Origin of the sequence: Phenylobacterium sp. CCH9-H3, from assembly GCF_001557235.1 — a bacterium.
GTDB lineage: Bacteria > Pseudomonadota > Alphaproteobacteria > Caulobacterales > Caulobacteraceae > Phenylobacterium.
Genome location: NZ_LSJI01000288.1, coordinates 1 through 19,658 on the forward strand (window position 1 = coordinate 1; position 19,658 = coordinate 19,658).

The window sequence follows — 19,658 nt, forward strand, 5'->3', positions numbered from 1 at the left end:
CGTCGTAGGTGTTCTCCGCCCGCGCCCGGGTGTTGAGGTTCGCCATGATCCACCCCTTATGCAGCCCGGCGCGAGCACCGTCCCGCGGACCGTCATTGATTGCCTTCTAGGTTCCATGAAATCGATTACACTTCAAGCCGGCAATGACCGTTGGGAGGCGGCGAAAATGACCTGGAGGAGATGGGGCGCAGTAGCGCTCGTTGTCGTGGGCGCAACGATGCCGGCGCCGGCGTGGGCGCAGACGGCGGGCCCCTGGCGGCCGATCTTCGACGGCAAAACCCTGGACGGCTGGACCGCGAAGATCTCGCGCCACCCGTTGGGCGAGAACTGGCGCGATACCTTCGTCGTGAAGGACGGGGCGATCCAGGTCTCCTACGCCGGCTACGACCGGTTCGCGCTGCAGTTCGGCCACCTGTTCTACAAGACGCCGTTCAAGGCCTATCGCCTGCGGCTGATGTACAAGGTGCTGGAGCCGCCCCTGCCCGATACGCCCGCTTGGGCGCGCAGCAACAGCGGCGTGATGTTCCACAGCCAGAGCCCGGAGAGCATGGGCCTGAACCAGCCGTTCCCGGTCTCCGTGGAGTTCCAGATCCTGGGGAAGGAGGGCGATGGACCCCGCCCTACCGGCGCCGTCTGCACGCCCGGCGTCAGCATCACGATCGAGGGCAAGCGCCAAGCCGAACATTGCACCCCCTCGACCGGCCCGACCATTCCGAACGGCGCCTGGACGAAGCTGGAGCTGGAGGTTCTGCCCGACGGCCGGGTGACCGAGAAGATCGACGGACAGGTGGTCCACCGCTACGCCGATATCGCGCTCGACCCCGCCGACCCGATGGCGGCCGCCGACGCCAGGCGCCTGATCGCCGAACGTGGCGGCGTGCTGGCTGTGACGGAGGGCTACATCGCCCTGCAGAGCGAGGGCCACCCCATCGCCTTCAAGGACATCGAGGTGCAGACGCTGCAATAGGCGGCGACGCCGGTCAGCCTGCGTCAAGACGCTCAATCCCCGTCCGATTGTCACTCTAGGGAGTTCACCCCATAGTGGCGTCAGGTCATTTGGGGGGTTGTTCATGACCGATCGTTCCCATGCGCTCCAGTCGGCGCAGGGCGCCCTTGAGACCATGAAGCGCCTCGAGGGGATCCTCGCCTCCGCGATGGACGCGATCATCACGGTCGACGGGGAACAGCGTATCGTCGTGTTCAACCCCGCCGCCGAGCGCATGTTCGGTCTCAAGGCCGCCGACGCGCTGGGTCAGCCGATCTCCAACCTGGTTCCCGACCGGCATCGGGCCGGGCATTCGGACCACATCCGACGCTTCATCGAGACCGGAGACACGAACCGGCAGATGGGATCCCTCGGCGCGATCAGCGGCCTGCGCGCCAACGGCGAGGAATTCCCCATCGAGGCTTCGATCTCCCAGGTTCAGATTGGCGACGAGAAGCTCGGCACCGTCATCCTGCGCGATATCACCGAGCGACGGGCGGCCGAGGCGGCTCTGCTGGAGAGCCGCCAGCGCATGGAGGCGATCGTCGAGTCGGCGATGGACGCCCTCATCACGATCGATGAGCAGCATCGGATCCTGGTTTTCAATCCCGCCGCCGAGCGGATGTTCGATGTGGTGGCGGCAGAGGCGATCGGCACCTCGATCGAGCGGTTCATCCCGGAGCGCTTCCGCAACGGGCATGGCCGCCACATCGACCGCTTCAAAGAGATGGGCGCCACCAACCGCCGGATGGGCGCCCTGGGCGCGGTCAGCGCGCTGCGCGCCAATGGCGAGGAGTTCCCGGTGGAGGCCTCCATCTCCCACGTCCAGGTAGGAGGGGCGCGACTCGGCACCGTCATCTTGCGCGACATCACCGAGCGGCGCGCCAACGAGGAAGCTCGCGAACTCCTGGCGCGGGAGGTGGACCACCGCGCCAAGAACGCACTTGCCGTGGTGCAGAGCGTCGTCTCGCTCACGCGCGCCGCGACGAAGGAAGCATTCATCGAGGCCGTCCGCGGCCGCATTTCCGCGTTGGGGCGCGCACACTCGCTGCTGGCGCAGAACAGTTGGCAGGGCGGCGACCTTCGCCAGATCGTCACGGACGAAACGGCCGGCTATGGGCGCGCGGGACAGGTGGTGGCGCAGGGCCCGAGCCTGGCCCTCAAACCAAGCGCGGTGCAACCGCTAGGCCTGCTGATCCATGAGCTGGCGACGAACGCCGTCAAGTACGGCTCACTGTCCGTGGAAACCGGCCGCGTGGACGTGGGCTGGACCGTCCGCGACGACGGGGAACTGCAGCTCCAGTGGGAGGAAGACGGCGGCCCACCGGTCGCCCAGCCGGGTGAATTCGGGTTCGGCTCCACCCTCATCCGAGAGGTCGTGACGCGCCAACTGGGCGGAGGACTCCAGATCGTATGGCCGGCGCAGGGCATGCGCGTGATGGCGACCCTGCCGGCCTCCGCCTATCGCGCCGAGCTCGCGGCGGCGCCGGCCAGTGCGGAGGTCGTCCAGGCCTTGCGCGAGTCGCGGGGGACCGGCCGCGGACGACTTCTGGTCGTGGAGGACGAGGCGCTTATCGCGATGGCGCTCGCCCAGGACCTGAGCAAGCTCGGTTGGGATATCGTGGGGCCGGCCGCGACGGTTGGAGAGGCGCGCCGACTTCTCGCAGACACCCTGCCCGACGTGGCCGTCCTTGACGTCAACCTGCGCGGAGAACTCGTCTATCCGCTCGCCGAATGGCTTCGCGCGCGCCGGGTTCCGTTCGTCTTCTGCTCGGGCTACGAGCACCTCGAAACCGACTCCGCCTACGATCAGTGGCCCCGCGTGCGAAAGCCGGTGGACGTGCAACTGCTCGACAGCGAACTTATTCGCGTCCGCAAAGCCGCTTGACCTTCCGGGCCGGCGTCCGACGGACGCGGGCGCTATAGCCCGAGAAGACGCCGGTTGGCCGCGGCGTCCACACCCGAGCTGGCGAAGTCGTCGAAGGCGCGTTCGGTCACGCGGATGATGTGGTCGCGGATGAAGGGCGCGCCTTCGCGGGCGCCGTCCTCCGGGTGCTTGAGCGCGCACTCCCATTCCAGCACGGCCCAACCGGGATAGTCGTAGGCGGCGAACTTGGAGAAGATGGCGCCGAAATCCACCTGGCCGTCGCCCGGCGAGCGGAAGCGGCCCGGCCGGTCGACCCAGCCCTGGTAGCCGCCGTAGACGCCAGAGCGACCGTTCGGCCGGAACTCGGCGTCCTTCACGTGGAAGGCGCGGATCCGCGGGTGGTAGCGGTCGATGAAGTCCAGGTAGTCCAACTGCTGCAGCACGAAGTGGCTGGGATCGTAGAGGATGTTGGCGCGCGGATGGCCGTCCACCACGTCCAGGAACCGCTCGAAGGTCGCGCCGTCGTGCAAGTCCTCGCCCGGATGGATCTCGTAGCAGGCGTCCACGCCGCAGGCGTCGAATACGTCCAGGATCGGTTTCCAGCGCCGGCCGAGCTCGGCGAACGCCTCCTCCACCAGGCCCGCCGGCCGTTGCGGCCAGGGGTAGAGGTAGGGCCACGCCAGAGCCCCGGAGAAGGTAGCGTGCGCCGTGAGGCCCAGGCGCTGGCTGGCGCGGGCCGCCGCCTTCAACTGGCCAACCGCCCATTCCTGCCGCGCCTTGGGATTTCCGCGCAGCGCCGGCGGAGCAAAGCCGTCGAACAGCTCGTCGTAGGCCGGGTGAACGGCCACCAGCTGGCCCTGCAGGTGGGTCGACAGCTCTGTGATCTGCAGGCCATGGCCCGCCAGCAAGCCGGCGATGTCGTCGCAATAGGCCTGGCTCTCCGCCGCCCGCTCCAGGTCGAAGATCGAGTCCGCGCCGCCGGTGGGCATCTGGACGCCAACGTAGCCCAGGTCGGCCGCCCACTTCGCGATCGTGTCCAGGCGGTCGAATGGCGCCTCGCTGCCGAGGAACTGGGCCAGGAAGATGCCGGGGCCCTTGAGGGTCTTCAACGTCAGGCTCCTTGCAGTTCGACCCAGCCGGCGCCGGACCGGCTGGCGGCCACCGCCGTCTCGACGAAAGCCATGCCGCGCACGCCCTCGCCGATGTCCGGCACCAGCCCCGCATCGGGACGGCCCTCGGCGATGGCGTCGGCCATGTCGCGGTAGAGGTTGGCGAAGGCCTCGATGAAGCCTTCCGGGTGGCCGGTTGGGATTCGCGATCCGGCCCGCGCGATATCGGCCAGATAGGGCGAGGCGGCGTGCAGGGTCTGGCCGGGCCCGTCCAGCCAGTCGACGGTCAGCTCGGTGTGCCGCTCATGGCTCCAGGAGAGGCCGCCCAGTTCGCCATAGACGGAAATCCTGAGGCCGTTGCGCGCGCCGGCCGAGATCTGCGACGCCACCAGCACGCCGCGCGCGCCGCCTGCGAATCGCAGCAGGACGTTGCAGTCGTCGTCCAGCGCCCGGCCCTCCACCACCGTGGAGACGTCGGCGCACAGGCGCTGCACACGCACGCCGGCGATGAACTCCGCCAGGTTGAAGGCGTGGACCCCGATATCGCCAATGCACCCGCCGACGCCCGACTGCGACGGGTCCGCGCGCCAGCCGGCCTGCTTGTCACCGCCGCGCTCGAGGGGCCGCGAAAGCCAGCCTTGGGAATATTCGACGACGATCTTGCGCACGGCGCCCAGGTCACCCCGCCGCACGATCTCGCGCGCCTGCCGCACCATGGGATAGCCGGTGTAGGTGTGGGTCAGGCCGTAGAGCTTGCCCGAGGCGGCCACGATCTCGGCCAGGGCCTTGGCCTGGGCCAGGTCCAGGGTGGCCGGCTTGTCGCTCATCACGTGCAAGCCCGCGTTCAGCGCCGCGGCGGACACGTCGAAGTGCAGGTGGTTCGGGGTCACCACGGCCACCAGTTCGGCGCCGTCCGCGCGCGCCGCCTCGGCGGCGATCATGGCGCGATGGTCGCCGTAGGTCCGCGCCTCGGCCACGCCCCAGGCCCGAGCGGCCTCGGCGCTCTTGCCCGGATCACGGCTGAAGGCGCCGGCCACCAGGCGGATGCGGCCATCGAGCTCTGCGGCCATGCGATGGACCGGCCCGATGAACGAACCCGGGCCGCCGCCGACCATCGCCAGGCGAATGGGGCCTCTCGCCGTCACGCCTTGAGACCGGCCAGGAAGTCGTGACTGATCTTGGCCGCTTCGATGCGCGGCCGCGCGAACGGCGGCTCCTGCTCCACGTAGAACCCGCGGACGCCGGCGGCGTAGGCCGCCGGCAACAGGGTCGCCCAGGGAAGCTTGCCCGAGCCCACCTCGGTCGGGTCCATCTTCAGGGCGAAGTTGGGTTGGGTTTCCGGCTTGATGTCCTTCATGTGAATCAGGCTGACCCGCCCCTTGTACCGCTGGAGCAGGGCCGCGGGGTCGAGGCCCGCCGCCGCCACCCAGCCGACGTCGATCTCGAAGGTCACCAGCGCCGGATCGGTCTTCTCGAACAGGATCTCCATGCCGTTGGTCGACCCCAGCGGCGCGAACTCGAAATTGTGGTTGTGGTAGCCGAGCTTGATCCCCGACTTCGCCAGCACGGCGGCCTTCTCGTTCAGGAAGTCGGCGTTGGCCTTCCAGTCGTCGGCCGTGAGCAGGGCGAGGGCCTTGCGCCAGTCGCCTCCGGCCGCCTGGATCTGCTGGTTGGAGATCAGGGGGACCGGCATGACGGCGTACTTGACGCCGATCGCACCGAGGTCGTCCGCCAGCTTGGCGAGGTCGCCGTCGAGCTGGCCGCGGCCCTGGACGTGGATGCTGGCGCAGGTGACGCCCGCCGCGTCCAGTGCGGCCCGCATCTGGGCGCCGGAACGGCCCAGCAGGCCCTGCAGCTCGATCGACCTGTAACCGACGCCGGCCACCGCCTTCAACGTGCCCTCCAGGTCCTTCGCCGCCTCGGGCGCCAGGGTGTAGAGCTGGATGCCGATCGGCAGGCCGTGGCGCTTGAAAAAGGGCTGGGCCGCCGCGCTGGCGCCGCCGCCGGCCGTCATGGCCGCAAGACCCGCCGCGAGGAAGGCGCGCCTGTGAAGTTCGGGCGAGATGGGGCGCAAGGGACGTCTCCTTCGGTTGCCGGGCTCATGCAACGGCCGCGGATTCGGGCGCCCGGGTCGGCGGGCGGAAGAACAGGGCGAGCAGCAGGACGGCGGCCAGCGCCATGCCCGTCGGTACAAGGAACAGGCTCTGGTAGTCGACCGCGCCGGTGGCGGGGTCCTTCAGCCGGCCCATCAGCGTGGGGAAGAGGAAGCTCGCCACCACATTGCCGACCCCCAGGATCAGCAGGTTGAACAGCCCCTGGGCGCTGGAGCGGACGTCCTTGGGGAAGGCGGCGTCCACGAAGATGTACACGGTGGCGAAGAAGAAGGCGTAGCAGACGCCGTGCAGCAGCTGGACGGCGACGATGGTCGGCACGCTGTCGGCGGCGAAGGCGAAGACCGCGAACCGGGCCGCGTGACCCAGGATCCCGATGATCATGGTGATCTTCCACCCCACCCGGATCAGTACGCCGCCCAGGACGAACATCGTCACGATCTCGGCCAGCTGGCCCAGGCTGAGCACCACCATGCTGAGGTTGCCGGCGATCCCGACGCGGTCGGTCAGGAAGGCGTCGGCCATGACGAAATAGCCGTTGTGGATCACGCTATCGATGAAGGTGACCAGGAACAGCACCGCCACGAAGGGGACGCGCAGCAGCCGGATCGCCTCGCGCCAGGCCAGGGGGTCGGCGCCGGCGGCGTCCTTCTTGGGCGGCGTGTGCGGCAGGGTGAGGCTGTAGGCCGCGAGGGCGAACGAGACGATGGCCGCCACCAGGAAGATCCAGCGCACCTGTTCCGGCCCGGCCTGGGCGCCCAGCAGGAACACGAACGGCCAGGAGACCAACATCCAGCCGATGGTGCCGCCCATCCGGACGGCGCCGAAGTCCTTGGCCGGGTCGGCCAGGTTGGCGAAGGCGATCGAGTTGGAGACCGACAGCGTCGGCACATAGACGAAGCTGAAGGCCAGGTAGCAGGCGAAGAAGGGCCAGAAATCGGTGGCGAAGGCGCAGCCGATCAGGGCCAGGCCGCCGATGAGGTGGCTGGCGGCCATGAACCGCTCGGCGGCGAAGTTTCGATCCGCGAACTGGTTGGAGAAGAAGATGCCGGCCAGGGCCGCGAAGCCCCAGGAGCTTCCCACCAGCGACTGCTGCCAGGGGGCGAACCCCAGCATGCCCATGTAGGGAAACAGCTTCGGCGCCCAGGCGCCCCAGACGGCGAGCTGGAGCACCATCATCAGGAAAAGCCGCGCCTGTTGCGTCATGCCCCTGGCCCCTCCCGACAGGCCTGCGGTGCGGCGCTCTTGCGTGGGCCTGCGTCCGCTCGATGTAATCGATTTCAGGGATAGCAAAGCCCTTGAGGACAGGCAACCGGGGCGTCGAGGCCCTGCCGCGCGCGTCAGCGCCGCCAGGATCACCGCCAAGACGCCAAGAACGCCAAGGCGCTGCCGCCGCTGAAGCCTCTTGGCGAACTTGGCGTCTTGGCGGTGAAAACGGCGCCTGCGGCGCGCGCTGCGGTGAGGAGCTTCCGGTCAGGCTCCGCCCCACGCCTTGAATTGCTTCGCCCGGGTCGCCAGTGTCCGGCATGGCCACGATTCAGGACGTCGCCCGGAGCGCCGGGGTCTCGACCGCGACGGTCTCGCGGGTGCTCAGCACGCCCGAGCTGGTGGCCGAGCCCACGCGGCTGCGGGTGATGACCGCCGTCAACGCCCTGGGCTACGCGCCGAACATGGCCGCAAAAATGCTGCGGACGCTGCGGGCCGAGAAGATCCTGGTGACGGTGCCCGATATCTCGAACCCCTTCTTCTCGCAGGTGATCCGGGGCGTGGAACAGGCGGCGCAGGCCGCCGGCTATTCGGTGCTGCTGGGCGACACGCGCCATGACGCAGAGCGCGAGGAGCGCTACGGCGAGATGCTACGGCGCAAGGAAGCGGACGGCCTGATCTTCCTGGGTCACCGGTTGCCGGACTCGCTCACCGACATGATGCAGGCGCAAGGCCCGCGCGCGCCGATCGTCAACGGCTGCGAGTTCAGTCCCGATCTGGCCGTCTCCAGCGCCCACATCGACAACGAGCGCGCCGCCGCCGAGGCCATGGAGCACCTCTACGGCCTGGGGCACACACGCATCGGCGTGATCACGGGTCCGCTGGCCAGCCCGATCAGCCGCGATCGCCTGGCGGGCGTCCATGCCGCCGCCGGCGCCCGGAGCCAGGGCGCGGGCTTGCGCATCGCCACAGGCGACTTCTCCATCGAGTCCGGGGTGCGCGAGACCTTGAGCCTGCTGGACGCGGACCCAGCCCTGACCGCCCTGTTCTGCTTCTCGGATGAGATGGCCATGGGCGCCCTGGACGCTCTGAGGCGGAAGGGGCTGCAGTGCCCGCAGGACGTGTCGCTGGTGGGGTTCGACGACATCCGCTTCGCAAAGCACCTGAATCCCGCGCTGACCACCGTCGCCCAGCCGATGGAACAACTGGGCCAGGAGGCGGTGCGCCTCCTGCTGGAGATCTTCGCCGGCCGCAGCCAGGACTTCCAGCAGGTGACCCTGCCCCACCGCCTGGTGGTCCGCGACAGTACGGCGCCCGCCCCCTAAGCCGCCTCGCCGCGCGGGGCGAAGCGGGCGACCAGGTCATAGGCCTCGCCCGGGAAGGTGAGCCGGACGTGGGTGATCCGGTCCTCGCCGCGCCAGGTCCGGCGCTCCAGGACCAGGCAGGCGGCGGTGGGGGCGATGCCCAGGATCGTCGCCACGGGCTTTAGGACATTGGCGGCGCTGATCCGGTGCTCGGCCTCGGTCCAGGGCACGTGGCCCAGCAGCCAGCCGCCCGGCGGGTTGGCGGCGAAGTCGGCCGCGGCCGCTTCCGGCGCAGCGTCCAGGTTGATCAGGCGATCCTCCAGGGCGAACGGCCGGCTGCTGGCCCGGTGCAGGCAGCGCAGCGTCAGCACCTCGACCGGGCGGTCCAGGCCGAGCTCCGCCGTCTCCTGCGCGGTGGCGATCCGCATGGTGCGCGACAGCAGTTCGTAGCCGTAGGGCTCTCCCCGGGCCGTGACCTCGGCGGCGATGTCCGGGATGTCGAGGACCACGGAATGGATGCGCGGGCGGGCGACGAACGAGCCGGCCTTGCGCCGCCGCACGATCAGCCCCTGTTCCGCCAGGGGCGCAAGGGCCTTGTTCACGGTCATCCGCGAACAGCCGTATTCGGCCATCAGCTCATGCTCGGCCGGCACCCGGTGGCCCGGCGGCCAGGCGCCGGACAGGATGCGCTCGGAGATGTCGGCGCGGATACGCCGGTGCAGGCTGGCCTCGCTCATCGGCCAAGCAACCGGGCCAGCACCGCCCGGTAGCGCATGGCGATCGGACCTCGGGCGAGGTGGCGACCGTCCTCGACCACGCGCACGCCGCGACGCCAGACGTGCTCCACCGGCCCCGCGGCGAAGATCCGGCTGTCCAGCCAGGCATCGCCCGACCGTGCGGAGAAGGCCTCGTGGCCCGCGGGAAAGCTGACGACGTCGGCCGGGGCGCCGACGGCCAGACCCGGCGGCTGCGGAACCCCCAGCGCCTGTCCGCCGCCAGCAAGCGCGCCGCGATAGAGGCGGGCGCCGATGGACTCTCCCTCCCGCCCGGCCAGGATGTTGCGGGCCCGCCGGGTCAGGCGCTGGCCGTACTCCAGCAGGCGCAGCTCCTCGGCCGCGTCGATGCGGACGTTGGAGTCCGAGCCGACCCCGAAGGCCCCGCCCTCGGCCAAGTATCGCGCGGCGGGGAAGACGCCGTCGCCCAGGTTCGCCTCTGTGATGGGGCACAGACCCGCCACGGCGCCCCGGCTGGCCATCCGCCGGCGCTCGCCCTCGGTGATGTGGGTGGCGTGGACCAAGCACCAGCGGTCGTCGACCGCGAACCGGTCCTGCAGCCATTCCACTGGCCGCGCCCCGCTCCAGGCCAGGCAGTCGTCCACCTCCTTCACCTGTTCGGCGATGTGGATGTGGATCGGGCCAGTCATGCCAGCGACCAGGCGCAACTGGTCTTCCGTGACCGCGCGCAGGCTGTGCGGCGCGACGCCGACCACCGCGTCGGGCAGGCTGGAGACCGCGGCCTGTGACGCCTCGTGCAGGCGCGCGTAGGACTCCACGCTGTTGACGAACCGCCGCTGCCCAAGCGCGGGGGGCGCGCCGCCGAAACCCGAGTGGGCGTAGAACACCGGCAGCAGGGTCAGGCCGATGCCGGCCGCATCGGCCGCGGCCGCGATCCGGGCGGCCATCTCGGCCGGATTGGCATAGCCGCCGCCGTCGGGGCCGTGGTGCAGGTAGTGGAACTCGCCCACCCGCGTGAAGCCGCTCTCCAGCATCTCGACGAAGGCCTGGGCGGCGATGGCTTCCACGTCGTCCGGCCCGAGGTCGGCCACGAAGCGGTACATCAGCTCGCGCCAGGTCCAGAAGCTGTCGCCCTCCGGTCCGCGGACCTCGGTGAGGCCAGCCATGGCCCGCTGGAAGGCGTGGCTATGCAGGTTGGGAAGCCCGGGGGCGGCGATCCCGCCGCGTTCGTCACCGGGCTCCGGATCAGCGGCGGCGTGGACGGCGGACACGACGCCGTTCGTGGTCTCGATCCGCACGCGTTCAGCCCAGCCCTCGGGCAGAAGGGCGTGTTCGAACCAGAGCGCGGCGTCGGCCATGACCTTTCCTCAGCCGCGTCGCGAAGGCTCGCAAGCGACACTTATGTCTATACAATAACAAGCCCGAGGGCTAGGTTGCGGCCACGACCTGACGGGAGGCTTCGTTGCGCTGCGACCGGCTCTGGCGGAACGCCCGCCTCGCCACCCTGGCCCCGGATAGGCCGGGCCTGGGCGTCGTCGAGCGCGGGTCGGTGGCGAGCCGGGAGGGTCGCATCGCCTGGGTCGGGCCCGAGGCCGATGCGCCGGCGTTCGAGGCCGGCGAGACCGTCGACTGCGAGGGCCGCTGGATCATGCCTGGCCTCATCGACCCGCACACGCATCTGGTCTTCGGCGGGGACCGCGCCCGCGAGTTCGAGCTGCGCCTGGCCGGCGCCTCCTATGAGGAGATCGCCCGCGCCGGCGGCGGCATCGTCTCGACCATGGCGGCCACCCGCGCCGCCACCGAAGACGAGCTCATCGCCCAGGCCCTGCCCCGCCTGGACGCCCTGATCGCCGAGGGCTTGACGACCGTCGAGATCAAGTCCGGCTACGGCTTGTCGCTGGCCGACGAGCGGAAGTCCCTGCGGGCCGCCCGCCGCCTGGGACAGGTCCGGCCGGTCACGGTCACCACCACCTTCCTGGGCGCCCACGCCCTGCCCCCCGAGTTCAAGGGCGATCCGGACGGCTACATCGATCGGGTCTGCCGCGAGATGATCCCCGCCGTCGCCGCCGAGGGCCTCGCGGACGCCGTCGACGCCTTCTGCGAGGGGATCGGCTTCACGCCCGCCCAGACCCGCCGGGTCTTCGAGGCCGCAAAGGCGCACGGCCTGCCGGTGAAGCTGCACGCCGAGCAGCTCTCGAACCTGCACGGCGCGGCCCTGGCCGCCGAGTTCGGCGCCCTGTCGGCCGACCATCTCGAACACCTGGACCAAGCGGGCATCGCGGCCATGGCCCGGGCCGGGACCGTGGCGACGCTGCTGCCCGGCGCCTACTACTTCGTCCGCGAGAACCGGCCGCCGCCGATCGAGGCCCTGCGGGCAGCCGGCGTGCCGTTGGCCCTGGCCACCGATTGCAACCCCGGCACCTCGCCGCTCACCTCGCTGCTGCTGACGATGAACATGGCCGCGACCCTGTTCCGCCTCACGGTGGACGAGTGCCTGGCCGGCGTCACCCGCGAGGCCGCCCGCGCCCTAGGCCGCCTCAGCGACACCGGAACGCTCGAAGCGGGCAAGGCCTGCGATCTCGCCATCTGGGACATCGAGCGGCCCGCCGAGCTCGTCTACCGGATGGGCTTCAACCCCCTGCACGCCCGCGTCTGGAGAGGCCTTTGACCGACGTCCTGCTGGTTCCCGGCGACACCCCGCTCGCCGACTGGCGCGAAATCTATCGCGGCGCGTCCGTCCGCTTGCCCGCTTCCGCCGCGGGCCCGATCGCCGAGAGTTCGGCGGCGGTGCAGCGCATCCTGGCCAAGGGCGAGCCGGTCTATGGGATCAACACGGGCTTCGGAAAGCTGGCCAGCGTGCGGATCGACGCCGCCGACCTCGCCACCCTCCAGCGCAACATCGTGCTGTCCCACGCCGCCGGGACGGGCGAACCGTCACCCACCGCCATCGTGCGGCTGATGATGGCGCTGAAGCTGGCCAGCCTGGCCCAGGGCGCCTCGGGCGTGCGGCCCGCCACCATCGCCCTGCTGGAGAAGATGATCGTCGCCGGCCTGACGCCGGTGGTTCCGGCCCAGGGATCCGTGGGAGCCTCGGGCGACCTCGCGCCGCTGGCCCACATGGCGGCCGCCATGATCGGCGTGGGCGAGATCGAGGTGGGCGGAGCGCGCCAGCCGGCCGACATGGCCCTGCGCGCCTCTGGCCTGGCGCCGCTGGCCCTGGGGCCGAAGGAGGGCCTGGCCCTGCTCAACGGCACCCAGTTCTCAACCGCCAACGCCCTGGCCGGCCTGTTCGAAGCCGAGCGCCTGCTGCAGACGGCGCTGGTGACCGGGGCGCTGTCGACCGAGGCGGCCAAAGGCTCGGACACGCCCTTCGACCACCGCATTCACGCCCTGCGCCGCCAGCCGGGGCAGATCGAGGCCGGAGACGCCCTGCGCGCGCTGATGTCCGGATCGGCGATCCGGGCCTCGCACCTGAAGGACGACGAGCGGGTGCAGGACCCCTACTGCCTGCGCTGCCAGCCGCAGGTGATGGGCGCCGCGCTGGACGTCCTGCGGCAGGCCGCCACGACGCTCGGCTACGAAGCCAATGGCGTCTCGGACAACCCGCTGATCTTCGCCGACACCGACGAGGCGCTGTCGGGGGGCAACTTCCATGCGGAGCCGGTGGCCTTCGCCGCCGACATGATCGCCCTGGCCATCTGCGAAATCGGCTCCCTCGCCGAGCGGCGGATCGCCATGCTGGTGGACCCGGCGCTGAGCGGCCTGCCGGCCTTCCTGACGCCCAGGCCCGGCCTGAACTCGGGTTTCATGATCCCGCAGGTGACCGCGGCCGCCCTGGTCTCCGAAAACAAGCAGCGCGCCTATCCGGCCAGCGTGGACTCGATCCCGACCTCCGCCAACCAGGAGGACCACGTCTCCATGGCCGCCCATGGCGCGGCGCGGCTGCTGCCGATGGCCCGCAACGCCACGGCCGTGGTGGGGATCGAGCTTCTGGCGGCCGCGCAAGGTTGTGATTTCCACCGGCCGTTGACCTCGAGCCCGGCGCTGGAAGCCGCCCGGTCTCTGCTGCGCGCGCAGGTGCCGCACCTGGACGACGACCGCCACTTCCACCCGGACATCGAGGCCGCGAACCGCCTGGTGCGCGCCGGCGTCGTCGTGACCGCCGCGGGGCTGGCCCTGCCGGAGGTCGCATGACCGACTGGCTACAGATCCATCGCGGCGACGCGCCGCTGGTGGTCAGTTTCCCGCACACCGGGACCGAGCTGCCGACCGGTATCGCCGCGCGCCTGATCTCGCCTTGGCTCGCCCGCAAGGACGCCGACTGGTGGATCGAGAAGCTCTACGACTTCGCGCCCTCGCTCGGCGCCACGACCATCCGCACGGCCATCAGCCGCACGGTCATCGACGTGAACCGCGACCCGTCGGGCGCTTCGCTCTATCCCGGCCAGGCCACCACGGCCCTGTGCCCCACCACCACCTTCGACGGCGAGCCGCTCTACCGCCGCGACGGCCCGGACGAGGCCGAGATCGAGCACCGGCGGGCTGCGTATTTCGATCCCTACCATGACGCGCTGCGGACCGAGCTAGACCGCCTGCGCGCGATCCACGGCAAGGTGGTGCTGTACGAGGCCCACTCGATCCGCTCGGCCATCCCGCGGTTGTTCGACGGCCTCCTGCCCAATTTCAACATCGGCACGAATTCGGGCGCGAGCTGCGACGCCGCACTGGTGACGGCGGTCGAAGCCGCCTGCGACGCCAGCGAACTCAGCCGCGTCACGGACGGCCGGTTCAAGGGCGGCTGGACGACCCGCCACTACGGGCGGCCCCACCAGGGCGTCCATGCAATCCAGATGGAGCTCGCCTGCCGCGGCTACATGGACGAGCCGCCCGGCCTCCTGACCTCGGCCAGCTGGCCCACCCCGTACACGCCTGAGCGCGCCGGCCCCATGCGCGCCACGCTCACCCGCGTCCTTCAAGCCTGCCTGGACTTCGCCAAAGCATGACCCGCCTCGACAAGACCCGCGTCATCCGCCCCGCCACCGGCCCCGAGCTCTCGTGCAAGAGCTGGCTCACCGAGGCGCCGCTGCGGATGCTGATGAACAACCTGCACCCGGACGTGGCCGAGCGGCCCGAGGAGCTGGTGGTCTATGGCGGCATCGGCCGCGCTGCGCGCGACTGGGAGAGCTTCGACGCCATCGTTGAGACCCTGCGCCGGCTGGAGGACGACGAGACCCTGCTGGTCCAGTCGGGCAAGCCGGTGGGCGTGTTCCGCACCCACGCCGACGCGCCGCGGGTGCTGATCGCGAACTCCAACCTCGTGCCCCGCTGGGCCACCTGGGACCACTTCAACGAGCTCGATCGCAAGGGCCTGGCCATGTACGGCCAGATGACCGCGGGGTCGTGGATCTACATCGGCGCCCAGGGGATCGTTCAGGGCACCTACGAGACCTTCGTGGAGATGGGCCGCCAGCACTATGGCGGCGATCTCTCGGGCCGCTGGCTGCTCACCGCGGGCCTGGGCGGCATGGGCGGCGCCCAGCCGCTGGCGGCTGTGATGGCGGGCGCCTCGTGCCTGGCCATCGAGTGCCAGCAGTCCAGCATCGATATGCGCCTGCGCACCGGCTACCTCGACCGCCAGGCCAAGGACGTGGACGAGGCCCTGGCGCTCATCGAACGGTCCTGCCTGGACAAGGCGCCGATCTCGGTCGGCCTGTTGGGCAACGCCGCCGAGCTGCTGCCCGAACTGTTCGCCCGCGGCGTGCGGCCCGACCTGCTCACCGACCAGACAAGCGCCCACGATCCCATCAACGGCTACCTGCCCAAGGGCTGGAGCCTGGAGCGCTGGGCCGCCATGCGCGCCCAGGATCCGAAACAGGTGGAGGAGGCCGCCAAGGCCTCCATGGCCGAGCACGTCCAGGCCATGCTCGACTTCCAGGCCGCGGGCGTGCCCACCGTCGACTACGGCAACAACATCCGCCAGATGGCCAAGGAGGCGGGGGTCGCCAACGCCTTCGACTTCCCGGGCTTCGTGCCGGCCTACATTCGCCCCCTGTTCTGCCGCGGGATCGGCCCGTTCCGCTGGGCCGCTCTGTCAGGCGACCCGGAGGACATCGCCAAGACCGACGCCAAGGTGAAGGAGCTGATCCCAGACAACCCGCACCTGCACAATTGGCTCGACATGGCGGCCCGGAAGATCCGCTTCCAGGGGCTGCCCGCGCGGATCTGCTGGGTCGGCTTGGGCGATCGCGACCGGCTGGGCCTGGCGTTCAACGAGATGGTGGCGAAGGGCGAGCTGAAGGCGCCGGTGGTCATCGGCCGCGACCACCTGGACAGCGGCTCCGTCGCCTCGCCCAACCGCGAGACAGAGGCCATGCGTGACGGCACCGACGCGGTGTCGGACTGGCCGCTGCTGAACGCCCTGCTCAACACCGCTTCGGGCGCCACCTGGGTCTCGCTGCACCATGGCGGCGGCGTCGGCATGGGCTTTTCACAGCACGCCGGCATGGTCATCGTCTGCGACGGCACCGAGGCGGCGGCGAAGCGGATCGCCCGGGTGCTGTGGAACGACCCGGCGACGGGCGTCATGCGCCACGCGGACGCCGGCTACGACATCGCCCTCAAGGTCGCCCGCGAGAAGCATCTCGATCTGCCGGGGATCCTGGGCTGATGCAGGTCCTGCGCGCCGCGCTCCGCGTCGCCGCGCCCTGGAAGAACGGCGGCGGGGTGACCCGCGAGATCGCCGCCTCGCCGCCGGGCGCCGGCTTCGACGACTTCCGCTGGCGGGTCAGCATGGCCGAGGTCCGCAGCGACGGGCCGTTCTCGCCGTTTCCCGAGGTCGACCGGATCCTGGCGGTGCTGGAGGGGCGGCTGGCGCTCTCGGTCGCGGACGGCGGCGCGTTCGACCTCTCGCCCGCCAGCCCGCCGGCCGCCTTTCCGGGCGATGCGGCGACGACGGGGCGCGTCCTCGAGGGACCTGTTCTGGATCTCAATGTGATGACGCGCCGAGGCGTCGTCACCGGCGCGCTCGAACGGCTGGAGATCGACCGGCCGATGGCCCTCCGCCCGTTCTCCGGGGAACGGGTGGTGATCGCCGCCAGCGGCCCCGTCCTGGCTGTGGCGGGCGGCCCGCCCCTCAGCCTCGCGCGGTTCGACGCCCTGCTGCTGGAGCCGGGCGAGGCGGTCGCGCTGGAGGCGGCCCGCCCCGCGACCGCCTACCTGGCGACCTTCAGCTAGCGGGGCAGCGCCGAAGCGCCCATCAGGTGCTCATCGACCGCACGAGCGCATTGGCGGCCCTCGCGGATCGCCCACACCACCAGCGACTGGCCGCGCCGCGCGTCGCCACAGGCGAAGATGTTGGGCTGCGAGGTCCGGTAGTCATTGGTGTCGGCCAGGACGTTGCCGCGCGGATCCAGGTCGACGCCGCTCTGTTCGACCACGCCGGCCTGGGTCGGTCCGACAAAGCCCATGGCGAGGAAGACCAGGTCCGCCTTCAGCTCGAACTCCGACCCGGGGATCTCGCGCATCTGCATCCGCCCGTCGGCGCCGGCGACCCACTCCAGCCGCACGCACTCGATGGCGGTGACCTGGCCGTCCTTGCCGATGAAGCGGCGGGTGGCGACGGCGAACTCGCGCTCGGCGCCTTCCTGGTGCGAGGACGAGGTGCGCAGCTTCAGCGGCCAATCCGGCCAAGTGAGCGTCTTGTTCTCGCGCTCGGGCGGCATCGGCATGATCTCGAGCTGGACCACCGAGGCGGCGCCCTGGCGGTTGGAGGTGCCGATGCAGTCCGAGCCGGTGTCGCCGCCGCCGATGACGATCACATGCTTGCCCCGGGCGTCGATCGTGCCGTCGGGCGCGGCGATGGACTCCGGATCGCCCGCGTTGCGCTTGTTCTGCTGGGCCAGGAATTCCATCGCGAAGTGGACGCCCGCCAGATCGCGGCCCGGCACGGGCAGGTCGCGCGGCGCCTCAGCCCCGCAGGCCATCACCAGCACGTCGTAGTCGTCCAGCAGGCGCTGGACCGAGACCATGCCACCCACGTCGAAGCTGGTGCGGAAGATGACCCCCTCGGCCTCCATCTGCCGGACGCGACGGTCGATGAGGTGCTTCTCCATCTTGAAGTCGGGGATGCCGTAGCGCAGCAGGCCGCCCACCCGATCCGACTTCTCGAACACCGTCGTGGCGTGGCCGGCCCGGGCCAGCTGTTGGGCGCAGGCCAGGCCCGCCGGGCCGGACCCCACGACGCCGACCCGCTTGCCCGTGCCGCGCGGCGAGGGTTCGGGGCGGATCCAGCCCTCCTCCCAGCCGCGATCGATAATCTGGCATTCGATCGACTTGATGGTGACCGGCGTGTCCTGGATATTCAGCGTGCAGGACGCCTCGCACGGGGCGGGGCAGATCCGGCCCGTGAATTCCGGGAAGTTGTTGGTGGACAGCAGGTTGTCCAGCGCCGCCCGCCATTGGTCGCGATAGACCAGCTCGTTGAAATCGGGGATCTGGTTGTTCACCGGGCAGCCCTGGTGACAGAACGGAATCCCGCAGCTCATGCAGCGCGAGGCTTGCTGGCGCAGCTCGTCCTGCGGCAGGGGTTCCACGAACTCCTTCCAGTGCTTCAGGCGTTCGGCGACCGGCGCATAGCCGCGGTCGTGGCGCTCGATTTCCAGAAAGCCGGTCGGCTTGCCCATCTTCGTTCCCCAGCAGTCTGGATTATTCGGCAGCGACGGCGGCGGCCGCGTCGCGTTCCTTGGCCATGTCGGTGAGCGCCCGCCGGAAGTCCTTCGGCATCACCTTCACGAACGACGGCAGGGCCCGGTCCCAGTTCTCCAGGATCTCGGCCGCCCGCCGGCTGCCCGTGTGCAGGTGGTGGCGCTCGATGAGGATGCGCAGGCGCTCGGCGTCGAACCGTAGCAGGTCGCCCATGCCGGCGTTCTCCACCGACACCGCCCGCTGGCTGGGCCGCAGGACGTCGTCGCCGTCCACGCGGGCCAATTCGACCGCGTCGAGGTCGACCATCGCCTTGTTGCAGAGCGGATCGAAGCGGCGGAGCGGGTCGTACACATAGGCCAAGCCGCCGCTCATGCCGGCGGCGAAGTTGCGGCCGGTGTCGCCCAGCACCACGACCACTCCGCCGGTCATATATTCGCAGCCGTGGTCGCCCACGCCTTCAACGACCGCCACGGCGCCGGAGTTGCGCACGGCGAACCGCTCGCCCGCCACACCCTCGAAGTAGGCCTCGCCGGCGATGGCGCCATAGAGCACGGTGTTGCCCACCACGATGTTGCGGGTGGGGTCACGGCGCGATTCCGCCGGCTGGCGCACCACGACCCGGCCGCCCGACAGGCCCTTGCCCACATAGTCGTTGGCGTCGCCGATCAACGTCAGGCTCACCCCGCGCGCCAGGAAGGCGCCGAAGCTCTGCCCGGCCGTCCCGCGCAGGGTCAGGGCGATGGTGTCCTCCGGAAGGCCCGCATGGCCGTAGCGCTTGGCCACCTCGCCAGAGAGCATGGCGCCCACGGTGCGGTTGACGTTGCGGACCGCGTACTCGCCGCGGACCGGCTCGCCCCGCTCCAGCGCGGCCTCGCTGTCGGCGATGAACTTATGGTCCAGGGCCTTATCCAGGCCGTGGTCCTGGCGCTCGGTGTTCCACAGGCCTTTCGCCGCCTCGGCCGGCGCGGCGTACAGCAGGCGCGAGAGGTCCACGCCCTGGGCCTTCCAGTTGTCGACGGCCGGACGCATGTCCAGCCGGTCCACCCGCCCGATCATCTCGTTGAGCGTGCGGAAGCCCATCTGCGCCATGATCTCCCGCAGCTCTTCGGCCACGAAGAAGAAGTAGTTGATCACGTGCTCGGGCTGGCCGGTGAAGCGTGCGCGCAGCACCGGGTCCTGGGTCGCCACCCCCACCGGGCAGGTGTTCAGGTGGCATTTGCGCATCATGATGCAGCCGGCGGCGATCAGCGGCGCGGTGGCGAAGCCGAACTCGTCCGCGCCCAGGAGGGCGCCGATGGCCACGTCCCGCCCGGTGCGCAGGCCGCCGTCCACCTGCACCGCGATCCGGGTGCGCAGGCCGTTCAGCAGCAGGGTCTGCTGGGTCTCGGCCAGGCCGATCTCCCAGGGCGAGCCGGCATGGGTCAGCGAGGTCAGGGGGCTGGCGCCCGTGCCGCCCTCGAAGCCCGAGATGGTCACGTGGTCCGCGCGCGCCTTGGCCACCCCGGCGGCCACGGTGCCGACGCCGACCTCCGAGACCAGCTTCACCGAGATGCGGGCCTTGGCGTTGACGTTCTTCAGGTCGTGGATGAGCTGGGCCAGGTCCTCGATCGAATAGATGTCGTGGTGCGGCGGCGGGCTG

General features: G+C 70.5%; 16 protein-coding genes. 8 read left to right on the forward strand and 8 right to left on the reverse strand.

All coding sequences use genetic code 11. From position 1 onward, the window contains the following. The first annotated feature begins 217 nt into the window (after positions 1 to 217). Positions 218 to 967, forward strand: coding sequence for a DUF1080 domain-containing protein (locus AX721_RS25520; RefSeq protein ID WP_231733466.1), 750 nt, complete (start codon positions 218 to 220; stop codon positions 965 to 967). Positions 968 to 1,070: 103 nt separating this feature from the next. After that, positions 1,071 to 2,873, forward strand: a complete 1,803-nt coding sequence (locus tag AX721_RS25525; RefSeq protein ID WP_068878790.1) for a PAS domain S-box protein — start codon at positions 1,071 to 1,073, stop codon at positions 2,871 to 2,873. A 32-nt stretch (positions 2,874 to 2,905) separates the two neighbouring features. Here AX721_RS25525 and AX721_RS25530 read toward each other — a convergent pair whose 3' ends face one another. From AX721_RS25530 to AX721_RS25545, 4 genes are read right to left on the reverse strand one after another with little or no spacing between them, the layout of a single operon-like run. Next, positions 2,906 to 3,961, reverse strand: coding sequence for a sugar phosphate isomerase/epimerase (locus AX721_RS25530; protein WP_068878777.1), 1,056 nt, complete (start codon positions 3,959 to 3,961; stop codon positions 2,906 to 2,908). Positions 3,962 to 3,963: 2 nt separating this feature from the next. Next, a complete protein-coding gene (locus AX721_RS25535) occupies positions 3,964 to 5,076 on the reverse strand; it encodes a Gfo/Idh/MocA family protein (protein WP_068878778.1) in 1,113 nt (370 codons plus the stop codon). 26 nt (positions 5,077 to 5,102) lie between these two features. Next, the gene (locus AX721_RS25540; RefSeq protein ID WP_231733467.1) at positions 5,103 to 6,035 is read right to left on the reverse strand and encodes a sugar phosphate isomerase/epimerase; all 933 of its coding nucleotides are present in this window, start codon (positions 6,033 to 6,035) and stop codon (positions 5,103 to 5,105) included. Between the two features lie 25 nt (positions 6,036 to 6,060). Beyond that, the gene (locus tag AX721_RS25545; protein ID WP_068878780.1) at positions 6,061 to 7,278 is read right to left on the reverse strand and encodes an MFS transporter; all 1,218 of its coding nucleotides are present in this window, start codon (positions 7,276 to 7,278) and stop codon (positions 6,061 to 6,063) included. A 320-nt stretch (positions 7,279 to 7,598) separates the two neighbouring features. On the opposite strand from AX721_RS25545, the gene AX721_RS25550 reads away from it, so the two are divergent. Next, positions 7,599 to 8,603, forward strand: a complete 1,005-nt coding sequence (locus AX721_RS25550; RefSeq protein WP_068878781.1) for a LacI family DNA-binding transcriptional regulator — start codon at positions 7,599 to 7,601, stop codon at positions 8,601 to 8,603. On the opposite strand, the gene hutC is transcribed toward AX721_RS25550, so the two are convergent. Both hutC and AX721_RS25560 read right to left on the reverse strand, forming a co-directional pair. Then, on the reverse strand, positions 8,600 to 9,319 hold the full coding sequence (gene hutC / locus AX721_RS25555; RefSeq protein WP_068878782.1) for a histidine utilization repressor: 720 nt from the start codon (positions 9,317 to 9,319) through the stop codon (positions 8,600 to 8,602). The two genes, AX721_RS25550 and hutC, sit on opposite strands and share 4 nt — an antisense overlap. After that, positions 9,316 to 10,674: a formimidoylglutamate deiminase gene (locus tag AX721_RS25560; RefSeq protein ID WP_068878783.1), complete on the reverse strand. Its 1,359-nt coding sequence runs from the start codon at positions 10,672 to 10,674 to the stop codon at positions 9,316 to 9,318. The genes hutC and AX721_RS25560 overlap by 4 nt, the downstream gene beginning before the upstream one ends. 104 nt (positions 10,675 to 10,778) lie before the next feature. On the opposite strand from AX721_RS25560, the gene hutI reads away from it, so the two are divergent. The 5 genes from hutI to AX721_RS25585 are packed head-to-tail and all read left to right on the forward strand — an operon-like array spanning position 10,779 to position 16,549. After that, positions 10,779 to 11,984: an imidazolonepropionase gene (gene hutI, locus AX721_RS25565; RefSeq protein WP_068878784.1), complete on the forward strand. Its 1,206-nt coding sequence runs from the start codon at positions 10,779 to 10,781 to the stop codon at positions 11,982 to 11,984. Continuing rightward, positions 11,969 to 13,510 (forward strand): histidine ammonia-lyase, encoded by a 1,542-nt coding sequence (gene hutH / locus AX721_RS25570; protein ID WP_197422719.1) that lies wholly within the window; start codon positions 11,969 to 11,971, stop codon positions 13,508 to 13,510. Before hutI ends, hutH begins: the two co-directional genes overlap by 16 nt. Continuing rightward, on the forward strand, positions 13,507 to 14,319 hold the full coding sequence (gene hutG, locus AX721_RS25575) for an N-formylglutamate deformylase (RefSeq protein WP_068878786.1): 813 nt from the start codon (positions 13,507 to 13,509) through the stop codon (positions 14,317 to 14,319). Before hutH ends, hutG begins: the two co-directional genes overlap by 4 nt. Next, positions 14,316 to 15,983, forward strand: a complete 1,668-nt coding sequence (hutU, locus tag AX721_RS25580; RefSeq protein WP_068878787.1) for a urocanate hydratase — start codon at positions 14,316 to 14,318, stop codon at positions 15,981 to 15,983. The genes hutG and hutU overlap by 4 nt, the downstream gene beginning before the upstream one ends. After that, positions 15,983 to 16,549, forward strand: coding sequence for a HutD family protein (locus tag AX721_RS25585; protein ID WP_068878788.1), 567 nt, complete (start codon positions 15,983 to 15,985; stop codon positions 16,547 to 16,549). Before hutU ends, AX721_RS25585 begins: the two co-directional genes overlap by 1 nt. Here AX721_RS25585 and AX721_RS25590 read toward each other — a convergent pair. Both AX721_RS25590 and AX721_RS25595 read right to left on the reverse strand, forming a co-directional pair. Beyond that, positions 16,546 to 17,997: a glutamate synthase subunit beta gene (locus tag AX721_RS25590; RefSeq protein ID WP_068878789.1), complete on the reverse strand. Its 1,452-nt coding sequence runs from the start codon at positions 17,995 to 17,997 to the stop codon at positions 16,546 to 16,548. The genes AX721_RS25585 and AX721_RS25590 overlap by 4 nt on opposite strands. Before the next feature lie 22 nt (positions 17,998 to 18,019). After that, a partial coding sequence (locus tag AX721_RS25595; protein WP_255373704.1) for a glutamate synthase-related protein occupies positions 18,020 to 19,658 on the reverse strand: 1,639 nt, incomplete at its 5' end.